This window comes from uncultured Campylobacter sp. (genome assembly GCF_905372745.1).
GTDB lineage: Bacteria > Campylobacterota > Campylobacteria > Campylobacterales > Campylobacteraceae > Campylobacter_A.
Window position 1 is genome coordinate 1 of record NZ_CAJPQR010000033.1, and the last position, 24,860, is coordinate 24,860.

General features: G+C 45.1%; 19 protein-coding genes and 1 pseudogene. 18 read left to right on the forward strand and 2 right to left on the reverse strand.

Going from position 1 to position 24,860, the window contains the following annotated elements; genetic code table 11:
• Positions 1-229: 229 nt before the first annotated feature.
• From QZ157_RS08665 to QZ157_RS08680, 4 genes and pseudogenes are all read left to right on the forward strand, one after another.
• A pseudogene (locus QZ157_RS08665) lies at positions 230-2,332 on the forward strand (RNA degradosome polyphosphate kinase); the annotation flags it as partial.
• A gap of 370 nt (positions 2,333-2,702) precedes the next feature.
• A complete protein-coding gene (locus QZ157_RS08670) occupies positions 2,703-3,314 on the forward strand; it encodes a LysE/ArgO family amino acid transporter (RefSeq protein WP_295144519.1) in 612 nt (203 codons plus the stop codon).
• Positions 3,315-3,370: 56 nt separating this feature from the next.
• The gene (locus QZ157_RS08675) at positions 3,371-4,069 is read left to right on the forward strand and encodes a hypothetical protein (protein WP_295144477.1); all 699 of its coding nucleotides are present in this window, start codon (positions 3,371-3,373) and stop codon (positions 4,067-4,069) included.
• An 18-nt stretch (positions 4,070-4,087) separates the two neighbouring features.
• Positions 4,088-4,780, forward strand: coding sequence for a metallophosphoesterase (locus tag QZ157_RS08680; RefSeq protein ID WP_295144480.1), 693 nt, complete (start codon positions 4,088-4,090; stop codon positions 4,778-4,780).
• A gap of 538 nt (positions 4,781-5,318) precedes the next feature.
• On the opposite strand, the gene uvrB is transcribed toward QZ157_RS08680, so the two are convergent.
• On the reverse strand, positions 5,319-7,295 hold the full coding sequence (uvrB, locus tag QZ157_RS08685) for an excinuclease ABC subunit UvrB (RefSeq protein WP_295144482.1): 1,977 nt from the start codon (positions 7,293-7,295) through the stop codon (positions 5,319-5,321).
• A gap of 67 nt (positions 7,296-7,362) precedes the next feature.
• Between uvrB and QZ157_RS08690 the strand changes: the two genes are divergently transcribed.
• From QZ157_RS08690 to QZ157_RS08755, 14 genes are all read left to right on the forward strand, one after another.
• Complete coding sequence (locus QZ157_RS08690) at positions 7,363-7,596, forward strand: hypothetical protein (protein ID WP_002946661.1); 234 nt, start codon at positions 7,363-7,365, stop codon at positions 7,594-7,596.
• 18 nt (positions 7,597-7,614) lie between these two features.
• Positions 7,615-7,839 carry a hypothetical protein gene (locus QZ157_RS08695; protein WP_295144485.1) on the forward strand — a complete coding sequence of 75 codons (225 nt, stop codon included), beginning with the start codon at positions 7,615-7,617 and terminating at the stop codon, positions 7,837-7,839.
• A 314-nt stretch (positions 7,840-8,153) separates the two neighbouring features.
• On the forward strand, positions 8,154-8,582 hold the full coding sequence (locus QZ157_RS08700) for a prepilin-type N-terminal cleavage/methylation domain-containing protein (protein ID WP_295144488.1): 429 nt from the start codon (positions 8,154-8,156) through the stop codon (positions 8,580-8,582).
• A gap of 104 nt (positions 8,583-8,686) precedes the next feature.
• Complete coding sequence (locus tag QZ157_RS08705; RefSeq protein ID WP_295144491.1) at positions 8,687-9,133, forward strand: type II secretion system protein; 447 nt, start codon at positions 8,687-8,689, stop codon at positions 9,131-9,133.
• A 111-nt stretch (positions 9,134-9,244) separates the two neighbouring features.
• Positions 9,245-9,640, forward strand: coding sequence for a type II secretion system protein (locus QZ157_RS08710; RefSeq protein ID WP_295144493.1), 396 nt, complete (start codon positions 9,245-9,247; stop codon positions 9,638-9,640).
• Between the two features lie 1,838 nt (positions 9,641-11,478).
• Positions 11,479-13,710, forward strand: coding sequence for a primosomal protein N' (locus QZ157_RS08715; RefSeq protein WP_295144522.1), 2,232 nt, complete (start codon positions 11,479-11,481; stop codon positions 13,708-13,710).
• 164 nt (positions 13,711-13,874) lie between these two features.
• Entirely contained in the window at positions 13,875-14,507 is a 633-nt protein-coding gene (locus QZ157_RS08720; RefSeq protein ID WP_295144496.1) for a DUF417 family protein, read from the forward strand.
• A gap of 346 nt (positions 14,508-14,853) precedes the next feature.
• A complete protein-coding gene (locus tag QZ157_RS08725) occupies positions 14,854-15,606 on the forward strand; it encodes a DUF4272 domain-containing protein (RefSeq protein ID WP_295144499.1) in 753 nt (250 codons plus the stop codon).
• A 516-nt stretch (positions 15,607-16,122) separates the two neighbouring features.
• Positions 16,123-17,046, forward strand: coding sequence for a hypothetical protein (locus QZ157_RS08730; protein ID WP_295144502.1), 924 nt, complete (start codon positions 16,123-16,125; stop codon positions 17,044-17,046).
• Positions 17,047-17,304: 258 nt separating this feature from the next.
• Positions 17,305-18,771, forward strand: coding sequence for an MBOAT family protein (locus QZ157_RS08735; protein WP_122873686.1), 1,467 nt, complete (start codon positions 17,305-17,307; stop codon positions 18,769-18,771).
• 9 nt (positions 18,772-18,780) lie between these two features.
• Complete coding sequence (locus QZ157_RS08740) at positions 18,781-19,899, forward strand: hypothetical protein (RefSeq protein ID WP_295144505.1); 1,119 nt, start codon at positions 18,781-18,783, stop codon at positions 19,897-19,899.
• 71 nt (positions 19,900-19,970) lie between these two features.
• Positions 19,971-21,029, forward strand: coding sequence for a flavodoxin-dependent (E)-4-hydroxy-3-methylbut-2-enyl-diphosphate synthase (ispG, locus tag QZ157_RS08745; RefSeq protein ID WP_295144508.1), 1,059 nt, complete (start codon positions 19,971-19,973; stop codon positions 21,027-21,029).
• A 237-nt stretch (positions 21,030-21,266) separates the two neighbouring features.
• Positions 21,267-22,676 (forward strand): replicative DNA helicase, encoded by a 1,410-nt coding sequence (locus QZ157_RS08750; RefSeq protein ID WP_295144511.1) that lies wholly within the window; start codon positions 21,267-21,269, stop codon positions 22,674-22,676.
• A gap of 23 nt (positions 22,677-22,699) precedes the next feature.
• Positions 22,700-23,974: a ComEC/Rec2 family competence protein gene (locus tag QZ157_RS08755; protein ID WP_295144514.1), complete on the forward strand. Its 1,275-nt coding sequence runs from the start codon at positions 22,700-22,702 to the stop codon at positions 23,972-23,974.
• On the opposite strand, the gene QZ157_RS08760 is transcribed toward QZ157_RS08755, so the two are convergent.
• On the reverse strand, positions 23,971-24,801 hold the full coding sequence (locus tag QZ157_RS08760; RefSeq protein ID WP_295144517.1) for a YihY family inner membrane protein: 831 nt from the start codon (positions 24,799-24,801) through the stop codon (positions 23,971-23,973). The two genes, QZ157_RS08755 and QZ157_RS08760, sit on opposite strands and share 4 nt — an antisense overlap.
• Positions 24,802-24,860 lie beyond the last annotated feature (59 nt).

Below are 24,860 nucleotides of genomic sequence, written 5' to 3' on the forward strand. Positions count from 1 at the left end.
TTGTTTTTTAAAATTTACAACACAACTACATCGAAATCTTTTTGAGTAGCCAAAAGACCGCCATACCAACGCATAAAATAATAACCGCTCAAATATAATCCATCTTATTTCCTTGCCTATTTTTGCCGAAGCCTAATTTGTTTTTCGTTTATTATAACTCAAACTTACGGCTTTTCAGAAAGGCCGTGATTTAAGAGAAAATTCGCTAAAATTTACAAAAGAGCAAAAAGGATTGAAAATGGATGAGAAAAAGAGCGTTTTTATCAACCGCGAGCTTAGCTGGCTGCGCTTTAACTCGCGCGTTTTAGCCCAGTGCGAAAAGGCGTTACCGCCGCTTGAAAAGCTAAAATTTATCGCGATTTATATGACGAATTTGGATGAATTTTACATGATCCGCATCGCGGGACTCAAGCAGCTTTTTGCCGCCGGAGTCGCCGCTAGCGGTAGCGACGGCATGAGCCCGCTCGATCAGCTAAGAGAGATCAGAAAATACATCAAAGACGAACTCGCGCTCGTGGAAAAACACTATAAAGACGCGCTAAAAGAGCTCGCGCAAAATGGGCTTTTTATGAAAAATTACGACGAAATCTCGCCCGAGCTTCGCGCCAAATGCGACGAGTATTTTTTCTCAAACATCCTGCCCGTCATCGTGCCTATCGCGGTCGATGCCACGCATCCGTACCCTCATCTAAACAACCTTAGCTTTAGCCTAGCCGTTAAACTTGCCGACGCGGATAGTCCAGAGATCATAAAATTTGGCATGATACGTATCTCGCGCGTTTTGCCAAGATTTTATCAAGCGGCCGACAACGTCTATGTGCCGATAGAAACGATCGTGCACCGCCACGCGGAGGAGATTTTTCCTGGTTACAAGCTGCTTAGCTCGGCGGCATTTAGAGTCACGAGAAATGCTGATATCGTCATCGAGGAAGAAGAGGCGGATGATTTTATGATGATCCTCGAGCAAGGGCTCAAGCTACGCCGCAAGGGCGCTTTTGTCCGCATGCAGATACAAAAGGACGCCGACGCCGAGATAGTCGAGTTCCTAAACTCGCATATGAAGATTTTTTACAAAGACATCTACGAGTACACCGTCCCGCTCACGCTAAATTCGCTCTGGCAAATCGTGGGAAATAAAGAATTTTCGCACCTTTGCCTACCGCCGTACGCGCCAAAGACATTGCCGCCTTTTAACACTCATCTCTCGATGTTTGACGTCATCGATAAAGAAGACGTGCTAGTCGTGCATCCCTACGAGAGCTTTGATCCCGTCGTTCAGTTTATCAGGGAGGCGAGCAAGGATCCGCGCGTGATTTCGATCCGCATGACGCTCTACCGCGTCGATAAAAGCTCGCCTATCATCCAGGCTCTCATCGACGCCGCAAACGACGGCAAGCAAGTAACCGTGATGGTCGAGCTAAAGGCGAGGTTCGACGAGGAAAACAACCTACACTGGGCAAAGGCTCTAGAGGACGCCGGCGCGCACGTGATATACGGTATCACGGGCTTTAAGGTGCACGCAAAAGTTAGCCAAGTCATCCGTCAAGAGGGCGGCAAGCTCAAATTTTACATGCATCTATCCACCGGCAACTACAACGGCGGCTCGGCGAAAATTTACACCGACGTGAGCTATTTTACGAGCAGGGCGGAGTTTGCGAGCGATACGACGACGTTTTTTCACATACTTTCGGGCTTTTCTAAAAACCGCCGTTTGCAGACGCTCTCTATGTCGCCGATGCAGATAAAAGAGCGCGTGCTAGAGATGATAAAGACCGAGACCGCGCACGGCGAGCAGGGCAGGATCGTGGCGAAGATGAACGCGCTAGTAGATAGCGACATCGTGGACGCGTTGGTAAAGGCTAGTAGTGCGGGCGTAAAGATCGATCTCATCGTGCGCGGCATCTGCTGCGTGCGCCCGGGCGTAAAGGGCCTAAGCGAAAATATCCGCGTGAGATCGCTCATCGGCAAATACCTTGAGCATGCGAGGATATTTTATTTCAGGCACGCCGAGCCTCAAATTTACATCGCATCCGCCGACTGGATGCCGCGAAATCTCGAGCGCCGCCTAGAGCTCATGACGCCGATAATAGATAAAAATTTGCAAGAGCGTTTGCTCGAGTTTTTGCGCTTGCAGCTTAGCGATAACGAGCTGGCGTTTGAGCTGCAAAACAGCGGCGAATACACAAAAGTAAGGCCAAAAGACGGCGACGCGCGCATAAACTCGCAAGAGGTACTCGAGGAGTACGTGAGCGGGATATATAAGGCGACGAAAAAGGATAGCGATAAGGGGAAGAGCGAGCAGATGGTGGCGAAACTGCTAAAAGAAAGTTAAGCGGCTCGTCTTTTGAGTGCTTTTTGCGGATTTCGTTAAAATTTGACTCGATAGGCTACATGCCTTATCTTCGTCAAATTTTAACTTCAAAACCCCAAAAATCATCTCAAAACAAGCGTAGCGTTTTTGCGAAGCAAAATGTTTCTATAAAATACTTCGCCTTATCGTTTTACGTTCAAATTTGAAGCTAAATTCGGCTAAATTTATAAATTTAGCTTCAAATTTTACTTGCCCAGACCCGCATCTTGAAACTGCTAAATTGGGCGAGCAAATTTGTAAAAATATACGCGTGCGGCAAATTTTACTTCGCCGAGTTTTTGGTTACACGCATTTCGGTCAAAAATTTAAAAAACAAAATATAAGTGATAAAATGATTTCTTTCAACGCCTTTTTCTCTGGTTTTTCTCTAGGGCTCTCGCTGATCCTTGCCATCGGAGCGCAAAACGCCTTCGTGCTAAAACAAGGCATCAAAAAGCAGCATGTTTTTCTCGTTTGCGCCATCTGCGCGCTTAGCGATGCCGCGCTGATTTTTGCGGGAGTGTCGGGGTTTGGCTACGTGGTAGAGCGCTACCATATCATCAAAACCGCCGCGCTTTGGGGCGGATTTGTATTTTTGAGCATTTACGGAATTCGTAGCCTTTATAGCGCGTTTAGTGCCTCGCATGCGCTAACAGCTGGCGGCGAGGAGGCACACAGTGCGGCTAAAACGGCGCTTCTAACGCTAGCTTTTACGTGGTTAAATCCGCACGTTTATCTTGATACGGTCGTGCTTCTTGGCTCGGTTTCTACGAAATTTGGCGAGAGCGCGGGACTCTTTGGCGCGGGCGCGATGTGCGCGTCGTTTGCATTTTTCTTTTTGCTTGGATACGGAGCTAGGTTTTTGGCACCGCTGTTTCAAAAGCCTGCCGCATGGAAAATTTTAGAGTTTTTTGTGGGTGTCACTATGATAGCGCTTGGCGTGATGTTAGTCGTCGGCGAGTGATAGCGCTCAAATTTGATGCGAAATTTAGCTTGCGCGTATTTTGCAAGTAAAATTTAATGCTTGCGGTAGTAAAATTTCGCAAAATTATGTTTACAAGAGAAGCGATGAAAAAGCTGATTATTTTTATGATTGCGCTGATATTTTGCGGGTGCGGTATAGCGTCAAAGGGTGATGGAGCCTCAAGGGATATGAATTTTCATATAGCAAAGAGGATAGCCATAGATATGTCGGGCGGTTGGATTGATTTTAATAAAGAAAACTACGATAAATTTTGGAGAAATGTACGAAGTTCTGGCTATTATACAAAATATAGATTGGATTGGATTAAAGCTGATGCTTATTCGATGGTAAATTTAAATATTGAGTTTTTGAAATCAGCCCTTGAAACTTACAATAGTAAAAATGTGATTAAAACAGCCGATTTTGCATCCTACGAGAAAAATATCGATAATTTATCTCCAACCGTATCCGGTTACAATACCGAACAAGAATATAAATTAAAAATGGTGATAAAGCAGGCTATAGCTGCATATAATCAACAACTTCAAATGTTTCAAAACGGCGGTGAATTTAATCTTTATTTATATCTCATGCATGTTGCAAATATCAGCGATAACGGCGTGAGTATATCGATTGACTTTGGGAAAATTAATGGCGTCGGCGAGAATAAAAACGATATAGAAAGATACTTAAACAGAGCATATGAATTAAAACGAAACCTAGATAGTCTTTTTGATAAAAACTATCGTTGGTAATGTATAAATTTTAGCAAAATGAACAACCAAATTTATCTCATCGGCGACGTTCACGGCTGTTATAAAACCCTTTGCACCTTGATAGATCGCTTGCCGCGCGGCGCCGATTCTAAAATTTGCTTCGTCGGCGATCTGATAGACCGCGGCGAGGGGAGTTTTGAGGTCGTGCAGCTGGCGATTCAGCGCGGTTACGCGGCCGTGATGGGCAATCACGAATACCGCCTTTTGCAACACAAAGACGCATTTTTACGCGACGAAACGCCTGGCGATCCGCGCTGGTTTTACCTAAACGGCGGCGCGCAGACTTTCGCCTCCTACGCCAAAGCTAGCCGCACCCAGAAGCTAGCACATTTAGAGTTTTTGTCAAATTCACCGCTTTATTTGGAGTTTGACGAGTTTAAAAACGCACAGGGCAGGCGGCTCGTCGCGTCGCATTCGGCGATTGGGCGGATGTGGGCGCTACGCAACTCGCACGGCGATAGCGCGGCGGAGTTTAGGCGGCATGTGCTTTGCGGTAGGGGCGATTTTAGCCAAAATGAAGGCGTCTTTAACGTCTACGGCCATACGCCGATCGCGAGCCCCGACATTACGGAATTTAGTGCAAATATCGACACGGGCTGCGTTTATAAGCAAGATTTTGGCCGTCTTTGCGCACTTGAGTTTCCGAGCATGCGGATTTTTATGCAGGAAAATATCGAGGACGACGGGTGATTTTAGTCAAATTTGAGGCTAAATTTGACTAAAATTTGAAATTTTATGCACCGAGACTCGAGTCTTTAAAGTATTAAATTTGGTTTTTGGTCAAATTTAACGTTATGTCCTTAAATTTCTTTAAACGAAAATGATTGTTTGACGCCGTCTTGCTTCTTTGTTAAGTGGGAAGGGGATTGAATTACGCTCTGCTAGCAGTTGCGAGGCAAAGCCGAAGCAAAAGAGCCCCTTTTTCTTTTTTTCGGGAGAGGAAGGGGCTTTACTTCGCCTGCGGTTCGTAACTGCAAGCAGACCTACTTACGAAGCGTCGCGAGTTTTTGACTCTAAATTTGATGTTTTCAGGGTGCGGGTCTCGGTGGGTAAAATTTAAAACCGAAATTTACAAATTTAACTTCAAATTTGAGCGAAAAACGATAAGGCGAAGTGTCTTGTGATGAATTTAAATGTTGCGACGAAATTTTCAACCGAAGATAGAACATATAGTTCATCGAGGGAGAAAATTTATAGCTCATTTAAAGGCGCACAAGAAACGAGCCGCTCACAATTTACGTATCTTGGCGATTTCATCTCTTAGCGCCGCCGCCTTCTCAAACTCCAGCTGCTCCGCGGCTTCTAGCATCTGCTTTCTTAGCTCTTTGATTATGCTCGCTCGCTCGGAGGCAGGCATTTTTTCCAGATTTTTGCCGCGTTTATATATCTCGCCCTCATCCTCGACGTGCAGGCTCTCCTCGATGTTTCGGCTGGCCGAGCGCGGGACGATGCCGTGAGCGCGGTTGTATTCATCTTGCATCTTGCGGCGAGCCAGCGTCGTATCCATCGCTTCTTGCATGGATTTGGTGATCTTTTTGGCAAACATCAGCACCCGTCCGTTTACGTTTCTAGCCGCGCGCCCCATCGTTTGGATTAAGCTCGTCGTCGAGCGCAAAAAGCCCTCCTTATCGGCGTCCATGATGGCTATGAGGCTAACCTCGGGTAGATCAAGCCCCTCGCGGAGCAAATTTATGCCGATGAGCATATCAAACTCGCCTCCTCTTAGCCCTCGGATGATCTCGTTTCGCTCGACGGCGTCGATGTCTGAGTGCATGTATTTGACCTTGATGCCTAGCTCGGTGTAGTAGCGGCTGAGCTCCTCGGCCATCTTTTTAGTTAGCACGGTGACTAGTACGCGCTCGTTTCTCTCGATCGTTTTTTTGGCCTCGTCAAATAAAATTTCCACCTGATTTTCGCTGTCTTTTATCTCGATTAAGGGGTCTAGCAGTCCCGTCGGGCGTAAAATTTGCTCGTAAACGTGGCCGCAGCTTAAATTTATCTCGTATTCGTTCGGGGTCGCCGAGACGAAAAGAAATTTGGCGCGTTTGTTTATAAACTCGTCAAATTTAAGCGGACGGTTATCAAGCGCGGAGGGCAGGCGAAATCCGTACTCCACCAGCACCTCTTTGCGGCTGCGATCTCCTGCGTACATACCGCGAAACTGCGGCAGACTCACGTGGCTTTCATCCACGATGACTAGATAGTCCTTACCGCCCAGCTCAAAATAATCAAACATCGAGTAGGGCGTCTCTCCCGCCTTTTGCCCCGTTAGGTGGCGCGCGTAGTTTTCGATGCCCTTGCACATGCCCGTACTACTCATCATCTCTAGGTCAAACTCCACTCGCTGTTTTAGGCGCTGAGCCTCGACGAGCTTGCCTTGGTCGTTAAATTCTTTTAGCCGCTCTTCTAGCTCCTCTTCTATCTGTTTGATGGCGATTTTTAGGCGGTCTGCACCCACTATGAACTGACTCGTGGCATAAAGCGTAAATTTACCCACGTCTTTTAGCTTTTTGTTTTCCAAAACGTCAAAGTGATACATCGCGTCGATCTCGTCGCCGAAAAACTCGATGCGAAGCGCCTCGTCGCCCCAGTATGCGGGATAGACGTCCACCACGTCGCCGTTTACGCGAAAGTCGCCTCGGTCGAAGTAGTTATCGTTTCGCTTGTAGCCCATATCAACGAGCTTTTGCAGTAGCGCGCGCTGATTGATATTTTCGCCCACGCCCAGATACGCGACCATGCCTTGGTATTCGCTAGGATTGCCTAAGCCGTAGTTGGCCGATACCGACGCCACGCACACGACGTCGTCAAAGCTAAGCAAACTCGCCGTCGCAGAGAGACGCAGACGCTCGAGTTCTTCGTTTACGGAGCTATCTTTTTCGATAAAAAGGTCTTGACGCGGGATGTAGGCCTCGGGCTGATAGTAGTCGTAGTAACTGATGAAATACTCTACGTGATTTTTAGGGAAAAAGCCCTTAAATTCGCTATAAAGCTGAGCGGCGAGGGATTTATTATGCGTCATGATTAGCGTGGGCATATTTAGCTCTTTTATCACGTTTGCCATAGTAAAGGTCTTGCCCGAGCCCGTGACGCCTAGAAGCGTTTGGTATTTGTTACCCGATCTTACGGAGGCTGTGATATTGGCGACTGCGCGGGCCTGATCCTCGCTCGGGCTAAATTTGGACGAAATTTCAAAATTTTTCATTTTTTACCTTAAAAATCAGCTTTTTTTGTTACAATTACGTAAAATTATACCAAAACTAAGGAAAAAGATGTTTGATAACGATAAAGTACTAAACACCCTAACCGACAAGGTAAACGACCTGCTGGCTAGATATAACGAAATCTGCGAAGAAAACGAGTCTCTACGCAACGAACTAATCAGCGTCAAAGCCCAAAACGAAGCCAAAACAAACCAAATCGCGCGACTAGAAGAAGACCTAAGAACCAAAAACACCGAGAGCGATGACGTCATCCGCAAGATCGAAGCGGTGCTGGGAAAGTAAATTTAGGCGATGCGACTAATGAAAAAAATAACGGTAAAGATAGCCTCCACATCCTATAATATAAGCCTCGAGGATGAATTTGCCCAAAGCTTTGAAAAAGAGTGGGAGACGTTTACCGGGGGGAAGAGATGTCTAGATGTTAAGGAGCTGCTTAGCGCCTATGTACAAAAATGCTACGAAAACTATCAGCGCGAGCGCGAACTGCGCTCTTTGGCGCAAAAACTAACTAAAGAATTTAACTAAAAAATATCTAAATTTATATATTTTAAGTCGCACAAGTCAACTTCTTAGACTTTTAGCGCGTTTTTGAGAGCGCACTTTACTATATTTATTTGACTTTTTATGTTTTTTGTGTGGCGTATTTGTCTATATTTTAGACTTTTATAGGCGTTTTTTGGACGATAAAGTAGCAACTATAGGCTAAAATAGGCTATTTATTCACGTTTTTCGTAAAAATTTGCATTATTTCTTGTAAATTTATTTTAGTTTAAGCATTTTGTATATATAATTCCGCCAACTGCATAAGTGTATGCAGAAATAAACACAAGGAGTCTCGTATGAGAAAAGGTTTTACAATGATCGAGTTGATCTTCGTGATCGTTATTTTAGGTATCCTAGCTGCTGTTGCTATCCCAAGACTAGCTGCGACTCGTGATGATGCAGAGGTTTCAAAAGCTGCTACAAACATCCAAACTATGGTTTCTGACCTTGGCACGTACTATACGTCTCAGGCTCGATTCTCTACTACACTATCTGATATGACTGGTGTTTCTAGTCCTGTTAAAGTTAAAACCGATGCGTGCTTTACTGTAAGTACAGCTGCTGCTGATATAGATAATGCTAATGGTACAATAAAGGTAACAGTGGATAATAGTACTGGCGCTTGCGCAAGACTATGGCAACTTCCTGGTCTAGTTGAGCTAAATGCTAAAATCACTAGAGATAGCAACAAACTAAAATTTGGCGGCATAGGTGTTCAATACTAATAGCGTCTTGCTTTTAGATAACTAAAATAGTAAGCCCAAATTTGCCTAGAGCGAATTTGGGCTTTTTTTTATTTGTGATGAAAATACATCTTAAAGGAAATGACTTGAAAGCGGCGTTTACTTTAATAGAACTTATTTTCGTTATTTTAATAATAGGCATCTTGGCTGTAGTAGCTATCCCTAGACTAAACGCCACCAGGGACGATGCGCAGGCCTCTACTGTAGCCAGCAATGTCGCTGTGGCCGTAATGGATATACTCAGCTACTATACCTCGACCGGCTCTTTTACTGACATAAAATCTATGTCAAATATAGTAATAGACAATGACGGCAAAATAAAAGTAAAAGACTCTGACTGCTTCCAACTATCCGTAGCTAATGCTACTGCTAGCGATGTAGATCCTAGTAAGGGTATAGAAGTTGGCAGCCCTATACTAAAAGTTATAGGTATAACCGGGGGCAACAGTGCGTGTGTAACTGCCCAAGAGCTAACTCGTGATATTCTTGTCGCTAGTCCTATAAATTTAGGGCAAGGGCATGTGAGGTATTGAAAAATAACGAGATATTGAAGTTATTTTGATTTTTAAGCGTCTTATGTTGAAATAAGGCGCTTTATTTTATATGATTTTTACACTAAAATGTAGAAATAAAGAGGATATAGTATGAGACGTGGTTTTACGATGCTTGAGCTTGTTTTTGTTATCGTTGTTTTAGGTATTTTGGCTAGTATAGCGGGGGTTAAGATATTTGCTACTAGAGATGATGCTTTGATTGCTAGAGCTAGAAATAATGTAGCTTCTATAAGAAGCGGTATAATCAATAAATACAGTGCAAATATGATGAGAGGTAGTTTTGGTTATCCTGCTCAGCTCGAAAAAACTGGTAGTTCAGTACCTTTTGATGACGTGATTCAAGGCGGTGCAAAAGACTGGACAAAAAGCGGTAACAATTATACTTTTAAACTAGGTTCAAAAACAGTATTATTTACTTACGATTCTAGAAATGGTACGTTTGACTGCCCTCATAGTCAGTCGTTGTGTAAGGCCCTTACGGAGTAGACGGCTTTTTTAAAATGGTTGCAAACGGCTTGAGTCCTAGACCGTTTGTATACTACTATGAAAATTTACCCAAAATTTAATTAACATCAAAGATAAGATTTTTCGGCTATATTTTAAAATGTAGCCGAAATTTTTACGGCTTTTAAATTTATAAAATATATTCTCTGTTATACCGATTTTTTGTGATTTTTTATAAATAAACTAAATTTTCTTAAAGACTAAAAAACTAATTTTGACTATGTATGCTTTTTTGTAAATATACTTGTTGATTTTTAAATTTTTAGTGATTATTCTATTGTATTTTTGCTATTTTAGTTACGGCTTGGTGGTAGAATAAATGTTAAAACACAAAAGCTTACAATAGTAAATGATTAATTAGTAAGTAAAAAATCATAGTTCGGGCATACGTAGCATAAGAAAAACTAAAAAAATAAGAAATTAAACCTTGCGTTTTAGCAATGTTTTATATACTCAAATTATAGATCGCTTTAGCTCTTGTGCCCGCCTTATTTTACTTACTATAAAGCTTGGTTGTAATGTAAAAAATTGCCACGACGTATGTGTTATTTTTTTATAAGTCCGTTTAAGTAAAAATTGCCGCTTAAGATACACGGCAATTCCAAAAATTAAAGGATATAATATTATGGTCAAATTAAATCCTTTATTTGAAAATCTATCTCAAGAAATAGCCAAAATGAATTTAAGCGTAGCAACCGTCTTTTCGGCAGATGTGCATAAAAGGCGTCAAAGTCGGCTTTGCTTCATACCCTTTCTAGTCTACTCTGTAATCCCATAAAAGCAATAAATATCAAATCAAAGTTGCAGCAGTTTGGTTGGTATGAAATCAGATAAAAAGGCCGCTTACGAGTAGGGCATTGCCGCTTCATACGGCATTTGTCGCTATCATAAAAGCAATTAGGCGATATAGGCTAGACATGGTATCTAAAAATAGCCAAAGCCACACAACTCTATAGACTACAATACATGCTGCCGCGACTTTACGTATAATAGCAAGCAAACGGGATCAATAAGGCAAGCGAATAATACAAATCTCAAAAGTCGTTTTTAAAATTTAGCTAGGTCTAACTGAATATAAATGCTGAGTTTAAGTGATTTTAAAGAGCGAGGCAGGCTAAAAATTTAAGTATAATCGCCAACGATGGAAAGAAAACAGGCTTAGTAAAATGCAGATTAGATAAACGAGATTAAGAAGGCAAACGAATAATACAAATTTCAAAAGTCGTTTTTGAAATTTAGCAAGGTCTAGCCGAGTATAAATACCAAATTTAATTGATTTTAAAGAGCGATACAGGTTAAAGAACAAATTTAAAACCGCTGGCGATGGAGATAAAACCGGCGTAATGAAGCGCAGGCTAGATTAATTTGAGCTGCGAGCCAAAACGACTGATCGGTAATAATTGGCAACCGATTCTGCCAGAGGTAAAAATAAATACCGCCGCCAAATTTATAATACCGAATTTAACTTCGCAAATGGCCTAAATTTAAGCAAAATGCATTAAATTTAAGTGCTAAAAATAGCGGAGCTAAGCTTCACTAAAATTTAGCAAAGCCGCTAGCCGAGGGGTAAATTTGGTACAACAAGGCAAGATAATAAAAAAGTGGAATATGAGAAACGGCAATCAGGCGAGGCGCCGCCGATTACGAAATAAACTTCGGCGCGGCTTTAGGGAGCGCAAATTGCACCCCCTGCCGCAAGCCGCGCGTAAATTTAAACCGCTACCGAAACTGGCGATTTTTGGGATTATTATTGTAAAATGCGGATCTAAAAACCGACTAATACCAAAATATACAAAAGGCAAGCCGTGTGCGAAGATGAGATAAAATACTACGAAATTTTGTTAAGCGGGTTAAATTTGGCACCGCTCACTTATCACTACGGCGGTGATTTAGAGCCTTTTTGCGCAGTTACGGTTACGGTTAGAGGCAAAGAAACGCTAGGCTACGTTTTTAGGCAAGTAACAAAACCTAGCTTTAAAACCGCCCAGATATCGGCCGTGCGCGCGCAGACTTTAACTCAGATTCAGATCTCGCTGCTGAGGTTTATCTCGCATTATTACGTCGTAAATTTATCCGTCGCCGCAGGTCTTTTTACTCCGCTTGACGTAGGCGCGCCGTGCCCTGCGTTTTGCGAAAAAAAAGCGGACGAGCGGGCTTTAGGCGATAATAACGACTTAAATTTAAACGCCAAAATCCGTAAAAAAGAGGGGCGAAATTTACCCATAGAGTCAAACGATGCCGCGCAGACTAGCGATTTGGATTTTGGATTTACCTCCGTAGTTGGCGTATCCAAGACTAGCGCATGCCAAGCAAATTTAAAATCAAATTTAGCCAAAAACGCTAGCCAAAACGGCGACGCGACTTTGACGGAGGCAAATTTATCGGCGGGTGCTTCGTCGCCACAAACGGCTCAAAATCAAAAACAAACGCTAAATTTGATAAACCGCCAAGAATCGGTCGCAAATAAAAAGCCCTTTGAAACGCCAAATTTAAGCGACGAACTAGAGCCTAAAATATTCTTAAAAGCCCCGAGCCTAAACCCGGCCCAACAAGAGGCGCTAAATTTTGCTAAAAGCCGTAAAACCAGCCTTATTTTCGGCGACACGGGAAGTGGTAAAAGCGAGATTTATTTTTCGCTCATTCGCGAATATTTGCTTGCTGGTCGGCAAGTTTTGCTTTTGATGCCCGAAATCTCGCTAACGCCTCAGATGACGAAGCGGCTAAAGAGCTATTTTGGCGAAAAGTTTGGCGTCTGGCACTCCAAAATAACCCCAAAAAAGCGCGGCGAGATCCTACAAAAATTTCAGAGTCGCGAGATAAATTTGATCGCGGGCGCGCGCTCAGCGCTATTTTTGCCATTTACAGAGCTTGGGCTAGTTATCGTCGACGAGGAGCACGACGACAGCTACAAATCCGCGCAAAATCCGCACTATAACGCCCGCGACCTCGCGCTATTTCTTGCGAGCAAATTTGACGTCAAAGTCGTGCTGGGCTCGGCCACGCCAAGCGTCGTGAGCTTCAAGAAGCAGCCTCACTTTAGGCTAAGGGGAACGTTTTTTAAAAGCGAGAAAAAATTTATCTACGACGAGAGCGAGACGGGGCTAAGCGATGTGATCCTAGGCGAGCTTGCGGCGAGTTTTGCGGGCGGTAAGCAGGCGGTGGTCTTCCTGCCGACGCGTGCAAATTTCCGCTATCTTTCGTGCCGCGAGTGCGGCAGTACGATAAAGTGTCCGTTTTGTAGCGTCGGGATGAGCTTTTATAAAAAGCGAAATTTGCTAAAGTGCCAGTACTGCGGCTTTACGACGTCTGCGACGTGTTCGTGCGAGAAGTGCGGCAGCGAGATGATCGAGGCGAAAAAAATCGGCACCGACGAGCTAACGGAGGCCTTGCGCTCGGCATTTCCTGCGGCTAGGATCGAGAAATTTGACCGAGATGAGATCACGACGCAAAACAAGCTCGAAAAGACGTTAAAAGCCTTTAACGCGGGCGAGATAGACGCGCTAGTCGGCACGCAGATGCTTAGCAAAGGCCATGATTATCACAACGTAGATTTGGCTGTTATCATGGGCATGGACGATCTTTTGAGCTTTCCTGATTTTCGCGCTAGAGAGCGGACGCTGGCTCTTGCTATGCAAGTAGCCGGTAGAGCTGGGCGTGCGGGGCTTGGGCGCGTAGTGGTGCAAAGCAGGCAGCGGGAGTTTTTTGAAAATTTTATCGCGGATTATGATGCGTTTTTAGAGGAGGAGACGCTTGCTAGAGAGCCGATATATCCGCCGTTTGCTAGGCTTTTGCGGGTTGTCGTTTCTGAAAAAAGCGAGCAGGCAGCAAAGCAAAGGCTTGAAATTTGCGTAGCCGAGCTTGAAAATTTGCGCATAGCCGAATCTTCGCTCGAGATAGTCGGACACGGCAAGTGCGGAGTCGAGATTTTAGGCGGTAAATTTCGCTTTGAGATTTTGCTGCGCTGCGCCTCGCACGCTCCGCTTATCAAAGCCGCTCGCATCTGCGCCTCGCACGGCTTTGACGTCGATATGGATCCGATAAATTTCTCGTAGTATCTTATTTCTAGGGCTTAAACGTAACTAAATTTTTATTTGTGATAATATTTATCTTTTTTAAGCCTATTTTTATACGATTTAATTATAATCGCGTTATAATTTTATCTAGCTTTAAATATACGGCCTAGTTAAAATTATAAAGATTATCTTAAAGGAACTTAATGCAACAATTTTTACAAGCCCTAGCAGGCTCGCAAAAATATTTCGTAAACTACGTTAGCGTCGCGATTTTCATCGTGATGGCGTGGATAGGCGGACTCAAAGTCGTGCAATACGAGGCTGACGGCATCGTGCCGTTTGTAACCAACAGCCCGTTTTTTAGCTATATGTATAGCAAAAAAGATATCGTAGATAACGGCAAGGGCAAAATGGTCGCCGAGTATAACCTACATAAAAACCCGGAAGGCTTGGTCGTGCCTAAAAACATCGAGTGGCATAAACAAAACGGTACTTACGCGGTTTCGTACCTGATCGGCGCGATGATCTGCACTATCGGCACGCTCGTGTTACTTGGCATCTGGTTCCCTAAACTAGGGCTTATCGGCGGACTGCTGACGTTTGGTATGTCTATCGTAACGCTTAGCTTTTTGATAACGACGCCTGAGACTTGGGTGCCAAATCTAGGCAATCCGGCGCTGGGTATCACTGAAAGTCCTAATCACGGCTTCCCGTATCTATCGGGCGCTGGACGACTAGTGCTAAAAGATATAATAATGTCTGCCGCAGGGCTAATCGTAGCCTCAAATGCGGCGCGCAGGCTTTTGGAGTGCTGCAAAAGCTGCTCGGCTAAGTAAAATTTGCAGATTTTAGCGAGCGGTACGCCTAAATTTAGGTATCTCGCCGCTCGCGGCCTTTTCATTCTTAAATTTACGGTCTTGCCGTAAATTTGTCTTTTTTCGAACCCTAAGCCAAATACTAGTTTTAAAACCTACTTTTTATGCCAAGCGCCACACCGGCAGAACTCTGAAAAATCGCTAAATTTTATTTTCTACATTCTGCGGATTAGCAGGCGTTGATTTTAAATTTGCTTTTGCTTTTTAGCTCGTCAAATTTAGCGAGCCAGGCGTAACCGTAAGAGAAAATTGGGCATTTTTGTACTAAAATACCCGCGTAAATTTATGTAAATTTAAAGGAGAAGGCGTGGGTGTTTTTGGTTTATTTAAAAAAGGGGCTGATAGCGCGCGAAAAAGAAGCTCAAGCGTCGCAAAGATCGGCAAGACCGCGCAGGAGCGCAAGGATATAAGCATCGAAATCTTAAAATCGCAAGGCGTGCCTTTTATAGACCATTTGCCTCTACGATACGAGACGGGCGAGGTCGCGCCGCGCGAAAAGGACGAGGTTATCGCCCGCGCGATTTGCTCGTTTGCCGCGATAATGTGCGCTTGTACGATCAGAGATAACGGCGAGCTAACAGACGAAGATAAGCAAGGCACGAAGGATTTTCTCGATAACCGCTTTGGGTGCCTAGACAAGCTAACGCGCATGGAGCGCCGCGTCATAGAGGGCGAAGCGAGCTACGACGAGGCCGTAAATATGGGCTGGAAATACGAGTCGCTGTGGGCGCTGCTTTGGGCGATGGGGCTAGTAAAAGAGCTGGACTTTCCAAAGGATATTTGCGATTGCAATTTTGTAATGAAGACCTTTAGCGGCGATTTTTCGGAGCGCGTGAAAATGCGCGGCACGGATGAAATTTTGCAGGCGCTTGATCTCATCTACCGCTATCACTGGGCGTGCGTCAATGCCAGGGTAAACGGCACTAAGAGTGCAGGCCTTGATGAAGAGGTCGTGATGGAGAGACGCGGCGGGCTAGAGTGGCTGTGCTGCAAGGGCGCGGAGAATGATAATCCAAACGATGAGTATAATGCGTGGGATTATCCGGATTTGAATACTTGACTTTTGTGCGTTGTCTCACGAGCGTCTTTAAATGAGTTTGAAATTTTAAGTCTGCGATAGGCTATATGCATTATCTCGACTTAAAATTTCCGCACGACATTTAAATCCATCTCGCGATACTGCCGCCCTTGCATTCCTTAATTCAAATTTTAAACTAGCTTACGCTTAAAAATCTTCTGCTAGCAGCTACAAGGAGGCGAAGTAGAAATTTTATCTCGCCTCCTCGTAGCGGAGTTTAGCTTCACTGCGTTCGCTACTGCAAGCAGAGCGTTACGAGCGCAAGACGCGAAGTAAAGCAAAAATTACCGCACCTTATTTTTTACGCGTCGTCCTCCATTGCTATACTTCGTTGTCTTAAAATTTTATCGGTCACTATCTATATGATAGCTCCCGCTTTAAAATTTTAAACTACCCAGTCAAGCTTACGTCTAAATTTTGCGCCTTATCCCTTTGAGATTAAATTTAAAATACGAATTTATTTGGCTATACTTCGCTTAAATTTCATAAAGGACGCAAATGAACGAGTTTTTTCCTTGCCGGGCGGTGGAGCATAGCGACGGCTCGTATGCCGCGATAACATCTGATTTTCACTACTTTGACGCGTATTTTAAAAACGGCTGCGGCGGATACGATTTGCAAAATTTAGCCAAAAGCCTAGCCAAAAAGCACGACATAAAAGGCCTAAAATACGACTGCGAGGCTGGTATGTTTTGCGTTTATTCAAAGGATTTGGGCGCGCTAAAAGCCCTGTGCGAGAGGTTGCGGGAGATTAGCGGCCAGCAGAGCGACTATGCACCCGCAAGGCCGCAAAAGCCCAAAATAAAACCCAAAATGCTAGACGAGCTACTGCTAAAAGGCTTTGTTTTAAGGCTTGACGAGGATACGCAAAAGCGGTTTTTGGACGGCGTGCCGTTAGAGCTTTCGCCGCTGCTTGAGAACTACGCGGCCGCGCTTGCGGGAGATGACGAAAAGGCGCAGTTTGAGGCGCTGCGCCGCATAAATTCGCAGGCGTTCTCGCAAAATAAAAGGCGAGATTGCGTTAGCGCGCTAGGTCATCCCGCGTTTTTACGAATATTATTTGATTTTATCGACAAAAATCCTAGCGACAAGCCGCATTTAGAGGCTCTTCGCGCGCTTGAGGCTATATGTATGAGGCATCTGCCCGATCTGCGAGCAGCGAAATATTTTATCGCAGCGCTTGCGCATAAAAAGGCCGATTTTAGGCAGGTCGGCATTTGCGGACTAGGCACGCTTTACGAGTATGATTTAAAGCTTATAGAGCAGCTAACCAAGGATAAATCCGCCAAGGTCGCAAACGCTGCGGCAAGAACGCTAAAATTCGGGTTTAAAAAAGATTCAAGCGAGCATTATATATTTCCCGTTTGGATGTTTAGCGGCAAGCTGGTTAGGCGCTGCGAGAGGGAAATTTTCGGGCATTAGCGTACCTTTTGCTTTGTCATTAAAATTTACTCGGCTGATAACGCTTATCTTAAATTTAAATCGCCTAGTCTGGCTTCATACGCCGCCGATTGCTTTTTGGCACATAAATTCGGCGCTTATCTAAAAAGCGTTAAAATTTTTGCGCCCGCTTGATCTAAATCTACCCTTGCCGATAAATTTAGCCGTATTTTATATTTCAAGCTATTTAAATATTAAATAATATTTATTATAATTGCGCTAAAAATCAATGGATGGATAATGCTTTTTAACTCTTACGAATTTATATTTTTATTTTTGCCCATAACTTTTTTCGTATATTTTTTCTTAAATAAAAAGCGCCTTAGCGAAGCGGCGAAAGGCTTTTTGGTGCTATCGTCGCTATTTTTTTACAGCTGGTGGAACATCGCGTATCTACCGCTAATAGTAGGCTCGATGATATTTAACTACTCTTTTGGGCTAGAGCTTTGTAAAAATAATCCTAAAATTTCAAAAAAAATTCTCCTTGCTCTTGGTATCGCGGCAAATTTGGCTTTGCTTGGGTATTTTAAGTACTCCGATTTTTTGATCGGCAACGTAAATTTCGCCTTCGGTACGCAGATATCGCACCTAAATTTACTCCTGCCGCTTGCTATTTCGTTTTTTACGTTTCAGCAGATCGCGTATCTGGTAGATAGCGCGGCAGAAGAGAGCGCGAAGCGGTATGATTTTTTAAATTACTGCTTGTTTGTTACGTTTTTTCCGCAGCTAATCGCCGGCCCCATCGTACATCACGAGGAGATGATGCCGCAGTTTGCAAAAGCTAAAAATAAAATAATCAACTACAAAAATATCGCTCTTGGGCTTTTTATATTTTCTATCGGGCTTTTTAAAAAGGTCGTTATCGCCGATACTTTCGCCGTTTGGGCGACCGAGGGCTTTGACATGGCCGCGAGCTTAAATTTGATCGAAGCTTGGGCGACTAGCCTTAGCTACACGTTTCAGCTCTATTTTGATTTTAGCGGATACTGCGATATGGCGATCGGCGCGGCGCTGCTTTTTAACATCAAACTCCCGATAAATTTCAACTCGCCTTACAAGGCTTTAAATATTCAGGATTTTTGGCGCAGGTGGCATATCACGCTAAGCCGTTTTTTGAGAGATTACGTCTATATCCCGCTGGGAGGCAACCGCAGGGGCAAGGCGAGAACGTACGTAAATTTAGCTGCTACCTTCGTGATAGGGGGCATCTGGCACGGGGCGGGCTGGACGTTTGTATTTTGGGGATGTCTGCACGGCGCGGCTTTGATCGTCCAAAGGATTTGGAGCGAGCTGGGCTTTAGACTAAATAAATTCATAGCTTGGTTTATAACCTTTAACTTCGTAAATATCGCATGGGTGTTTTTTAGAGCAAAGGAGTGGGACGACGCGCTAAAGGTGCTAAAGGGGATGTTTGGCCTAGGCGGCGGACTAACTCTAAATTCGCGGCTAGAGAAAAAGGTCGGTTTTTTGAGGGAGTACGGCGTAAAATTTGGCGAGTGGAATCCAAATATACAAATAGACAGCACAAACACCTTGTTCTACTACCTTATCGCTGGTTTTGCGGTAGCGCTGCTATTTAAAAACTCTGCGCAAAAACTGCAAGGCTTTAGACTCGGCGGGCTAAATTTGACCCTAGCCGTGCTTTGTTTTACGCTGGGCGTTTTAAATTTGCACAAAATGTCTCAATTTTTATATTTTAACTTTTAGGAAAATCGTATGAAATTTAAAAAATGGACGTTTAGCTTTTTGGCCGCGGCGGCTTTGATTTTCGCGCTCGTGGCGGTTTTTAACTACCTGGTCGATCCATACAGGATCTACGATACGGATATCTTTAAAAATAAGCCCAGAGAGGATTTGCAGTCGCGCTTTATGAAGGTTTTAAAGATTCAAAAAATCAGGCCCGCGTCGATATTTTTAGGAAACTCTCGCCCTCAAACGGCTCTAAATTCGGCGCATAGGTATTTCATGCAGCCCGCCTTTAACGCGGCTGTATCGGGAAGCAATCTAAACGAAGCTAAAGCCTATCTAAAATGGGCGATAAAACAAGGAAATTTAAAGCAGGCGTTGCTCGTTTTTGACGACAAGACGATGCTAGGCGGCGGTAGCAAGGCCGATGATTTCGAGGAGTATTTTAAAAATCATAGCGCGTATAAAATTTTATTTAGCTTCCAGACGCTTCGCGACTCGGTAGCGACTGTCCTAAAATACGGCAAAACTCCGCTCTTTGAGCCTGACGGCAGACGGACCGAGGCGTCGCTGCTAGAAGAGGTGCGAAGAAACGGGGGCTACCGTGAATACTCCGTAAAAAAGATAGAGAGCGGATATATGGCTGAACGCAAAAGAGACGAGGTATCAAGGCTGTCTTATGAAAATTTTATCGAGATTTTAACGGATGCTCACGAAAATAACGTAACCCTAGATATCGCTATAAGTCCGCTGCACGCGAGGTTGCTTGAAGCTATGGACTACAGAGTCGGGCTTGACGTAGCGTGGCATGAGTGGAAAAAGCAGATAGCGGCCGTAAACGAAGAGGTTGCCCAGCGACTTGGAAAGAGGCCGTTTAGGATAGTGGATTTTGGCCTTTATAACGAGATAACGACTCAGGAGCTACCTAAAAACGCAGGCCAAATTTCGCCGTACTACTGGGAAGCTAGCCACTATAACGCAAGGCTCGGCGATATGATGCTGGAGTTCTTGTCGGGGCGGGGCGAGCACGCGGGGCTAGGTGTAGAGATAACTAGCAAAAACATAGACGCGCACGTAGAAAATCAAAAGAGCCTGAGGGCTAAATTTATAGATACGCGGGAGTATAGGCGCGAGGTTTTTGGCGAGTAGGTTTTGGGGCGGTAAATTTATTTAAAAGCCAAGATTTTATATAATCGCACAATAAAATTTAAAGGCCAAATTTGCAAAGATACCCCACGAAACAGATAAAAATCAGGGGCGTAAAGATCGGCGGAGACGCGCCCATATCGGTGCAGTCGATGACATTTAGCAAGACCAAAGACGTAAAAGGCACGCTAGAGCAGATACAGCGGCTTTATTTTGCCGGCTGCGATATCGTGCGCTGCGCCGTGTTTGACAAAGAGGACACCGCCGCACTGCGTGAGGTCGTAAAAGCTAGCCCGCTGCCCGTCGTCGCCGACATCCACTTTAACCACAACTACGCCGTGATAGTTAGCGAGTTCGTCGACGCTATCCGCATAAACCCGGGCAATATCGGCTCAAAAAAGAACATCAAAGCCGTCGTGGACGCGTGCAAGCAGCGAAATCTGCCCATCCGCATCGGCGTAAACTCAGGATCGCTAGAAAAGCAGTTTGAGGACAGATACGGCCGCACGGTCGAAGCGATGGTGCAAAGCGCGCTTTATAACATAAATTTGCTCGAGGATTTTGATTTTACCGATATCAAAATCTCGCTAAAATCAAGCGACGTCGAGCGCACGATGGCCGCTTACCGTGCGCTTCGGCCGCTTGTGGCGTATCCGTTTCACCTCGGCGTTACGGAGGCTGGCACTAGCTTTCACGCGACGATAAAGTCTGCGATCGCGCTAGGCGGACTGCTACTGGAGGGCATCGGCGATACGATGCGAGTTAGCATCACGGGCGAGCTAGAAGAAGAGATCAAGGTCGCAAAAGCGATCCTAAAAGACAGCGGCCGCCAAAAAGAGGGGCTAAATATCATCTCATGTCCGACCTGCGGGCGTTTGCAGGCTGATCTGATGGCTGCGGTAAAGCTCGTCGAGGAAAAGACCAAACACATCAAAGAGCCGCTAAACGTCTCGGTGATGGGCTGCGTCGTAAACGCGATCGGCGAAGCTAAGGGTGCGGACGTGGCAATAGCCTTTGGCAAAGGCAACGGCATGATAATGCGCAAAGGCGAGGTGGTCGCGAGGCTGCCCGAGAGCGAGCTAGTCGATAGATTTTTACTCGAGATCGACGACGAGATAAAGTCGCGGGCGTAAATTTCAGGCGTCAAATTTGATGTTGGGCGGCGAGCGGCGTTGTCTGTTAAATTTAGCCGCTCAAATTTGATCGGTCAAATGTGGCTCTGCTTTGAGACGGGCCCACAAAACCGCACCCTTTATGACGCTAGCTCAAATTTGACCGCCATAAACTAAAGCAAATTTATAAATAAGCGTCAAATTTGATAAAATCCGCCCAAACGCAGGCAAATTTAACAAAACAAAAGGACACGAAAAATGGCAAAAGAAAACATCGATATGCATAATCTCTACGACCTAGATATGGAGCGCGCGATCCTCGCGTCCATCATCTATAGCGCGGACAATCTAAGCGAGATTTTCGATATCCTAAGCCCGTTTGACTTTTACCTGCGCGCTCACGGCGACGTTTACGACGCGATGGTAAAGTGCCTCAATGAAAATTTGCCCATCGAAACGGGGTTTTTAAAAACCAAGCTGGGAAGTAAATTTGACGAGAACGTAATGAGCGAGATCATCGGCACGAACTCGATCCTAGATGTAAAAAAGTACGCCAACGAGATCAAAGAAAAATCAATCAAGCGAAGCCTAGTAAAAATCGCGCACCAGATACCTAGCAAAGTGAGCGAGGATAAGCCTAGCCGCGATATGGTGGACGAGCTTAGTCAGAGTTTTTATTCGCTCGTGGACGGGCAGAGCGCGGGCGCCATCAAGGACGCTCCCGTTATCATCGCAGACGTCATCGCGCACCTAGAAAAGCAAAAACTGCTCGAGGATAAGGACATCGTAGGCATCGACACGGGCTTTCGCCAGCTAAACGAGATGACGAAGGGCTTTAAGCACGGCGATCTCATCATCATCGCGGCGCGCCCCGGCATGGGAAAAACCACGATCTGTCTAAATTTGATGAACCACGTGCTGATGCGAGGCGGCGGAGTCGTGTTTTTCTCGCTTGAGATGCCGGCCGAGCAGATCATGCTGCGTATGCTAAGCGCCAAAACCTCGATCCCTCTACAAAACATAATGACTGCTAAAATGGACGACGAGGAGTGGTCGCGCCTAAGCGACGCGTGCGACGATATGGCTAGCCGTAAGCTTTTCGTCTACGACAGCGGCTACGTAAACATCCACCAGATCCGCACGCAGATGCGCAAGCTCAAGTCTGCCCACCCAGAGATCACGCTGTGCGTCATCGACTATATCGGCCTCATGATGGCGACGTCAAATTTTTCCGATCGCCACCTGCAGATCGCCGAAATCTCGCGCGGACTAAAGCTGCTAGCACGCGAACTAAACATGCCTATCATCGCGCTTAGCCAGCTAAACCGCAGCCTGGAGTCCCGCGCCAACAAACGCCCGATGCTAAGCGACCTACGCGAATCAGGCGCCATCGAGCAGGACGCCGATATGATACTTTTCGTCTACCGCGACGAGGTTTACCGCGAGCAGGAGGAGAAAGAAGCCGAGAAAAAGGCGCACGCCGAGGGCAAGGAGTACGTGCGTAAATTCGTCCCAAACAAGATTGAGGAAGACGCCGAAATCATCGTGGGCAAGAACCGAAACGGCCCGGTCGGCACGGTCGAAGTGATATTTCAAAAGGAATTTACGCGCTTTGTCGATAAGAGCTTTGGCGCCGCGCACGTGGCGGAGTTTAACCCAAACGCCTAAAATGCGCCCTTTAAGCTTAAATTTTGCAAAAGCCGCAACGTAAATCTATCTTTGAAAACGCGCGTGAGGTTTATGTATTTTGCCTTGCGTGCGCGCTCGTTTTTGCGCTAAATTTGGGTTTTAGCTACTATAAATTTTGCGAATTTAAAGCTCAAAACGGCGTTATCTTACAAGCTAAAATTTTACAAAACTACGAAAAAACGAATGAAAAAGGCAAAATTTACCGAGTTTTAAAGCTAAAAACGCGTGATTTTAGTTTCTACACGACGACTCAGGCGGATTTTGACGCGGGAGCTAACGAGCAAATTTTAATCGGCGCCGAAAGCAAAAACGTTAAATTTAAAGAGTACCTAAGCGGCTCGTTTTATATGCCGAGCTACGGCGTGACGCAGCTTAGGTACGCTGCGAGCGAGGAGCGAATTTACGATAGAATTTTTGAGTTTATCGCCGCGCAGCACGAAAGCGAAAAAATGACCGAGCTTTTTACCGCGCTGTTTCTGGCTGCGCCCGTGGGCAAGGAGCTGCGGCAAGACGTAAATTTCTACGGCGTTGCGCACCTCATTGCGATTTCCGGTTATCATTTGGGGCTGATTTTTGGTTTTTTGTATTTTATCATGCGTCCGTCGTATAGCTATTTTCAGGCGCGATACTTTCCGTATCGAAACGCTAAATTTGACCTCTCGGCCGCGATCTTTGCGGTTTTGTTTTGTTACCTTGCGCTGATTGGCTTCGTGCCGTCATTTTTGCGGGCGTTTTTGATGAGCTTGCTGGCTCTGTTTTTACTCGCTAGAAACGTGCGCGTCGTGAGCTTTGAGCTTCTTTTTATAGTGATTTGCGCCGCCGTAGCGCTGATGCCGAGTCTGCTTTTTAGCGTAGGATTTTACTTCTCAAGCCTCGGCGTGTTTTATATTTATCTGTATTTGCGGCACTTTGGCGGGCGATTTTCAAATATAAGCAACGCTATCTTGCTAAATTTTTGGGTATTTTCGGCGATGATTTTGCCCGTGCTTTACTTTTTCCCGCTCGTGAGCGCCCAGCAGCTAGCCGTCTTGCCGATCACGCCGCTTTTTAGCTTATTTTATCCGCTAAGTGCGCTTTTGCACGCATTTGGCGCGGGCGGCGCGCTTGATGAGTATTTGCTAGAATTTCTCTCATGGCGCGCAAAGGGGGTAAATTTGAGCGTGCCGTTTTGGCTATTTTTACTCTATAACGCTCTGAGCTTAGCAAGCGTCAAAAGCAAAATTTTAGCCGCCGTTATCGTGCCGTTAAATTTACTTTGCTTTGCCGCGCTTTTTTAAGATTCTTTGTCGCTCTCGCCCGCTTTTTCCAGATACGCGCATAGCTTTACGCCGTAAAGAAATATGATCCACGACACGTAAATCCACACGAAAAATAGCAGCACCACGGAAAACGAGCCGTAGATGCTAAGATAGGTTTTGTTGTTTGCAGCGTAAAAGACGAAGATATTTTTGCCAAGATACCAGATGAGCGAGGCTACGAACGAGCTAAAAAGCGCGTTTTTTATGGCGATTTGGCGGTTTATCGAGATGAGATAGGTCACGCAAAATATCGCCCAGATGATGAGGTACGGAAATATGCTGAGAAAATTTATCCACTTCGTGTAGGCGCTGGAGTTTAGCATATCTTGAAATAAATTTGAGAGATAAAAACTAAGCCCAAGCCCCAAGGGAGCTAGCGTAATGAGTGTCCAATAAGCACTCAGCGAGTTCCAAAATTTGCGGCTTTGCGTGTGCATGATGCGGTTGATGACGTATTCGTAATCGGCAAAAAACATAATCGAAGTAAAGATGATAGCGCCAAGACCGAGGATGCCAAGGCTCGAGCTGTTTTGCAAAAAGGTCTCGATGTAGTTTGAGATCGTGTCTTGGTTTGACGGTAGCAGCTGGGCAAATATAAATTCCTTAATCTTAGCGTAATAGACGCTAAAGCTTGGCATCTGCGTAAAGAGCGAAAGCGAGATGAGCAGCACGGGGATGATGGAAAGCATCGTGTGAAAGCTCAGGCTAGAAGCGTAGTGCAGTAGCTGCTTGTCCTTGATCTTTAGCATCGCCGTGAGCCAAATTTTAAGCGTTTCTTTTATCTTTTCAAATTTTTGTGGGTTCATTTTGTATCCTTAAATTTGAGGTATTTTACAATGATAAATTTAAATTTGGGCTTGGCGGG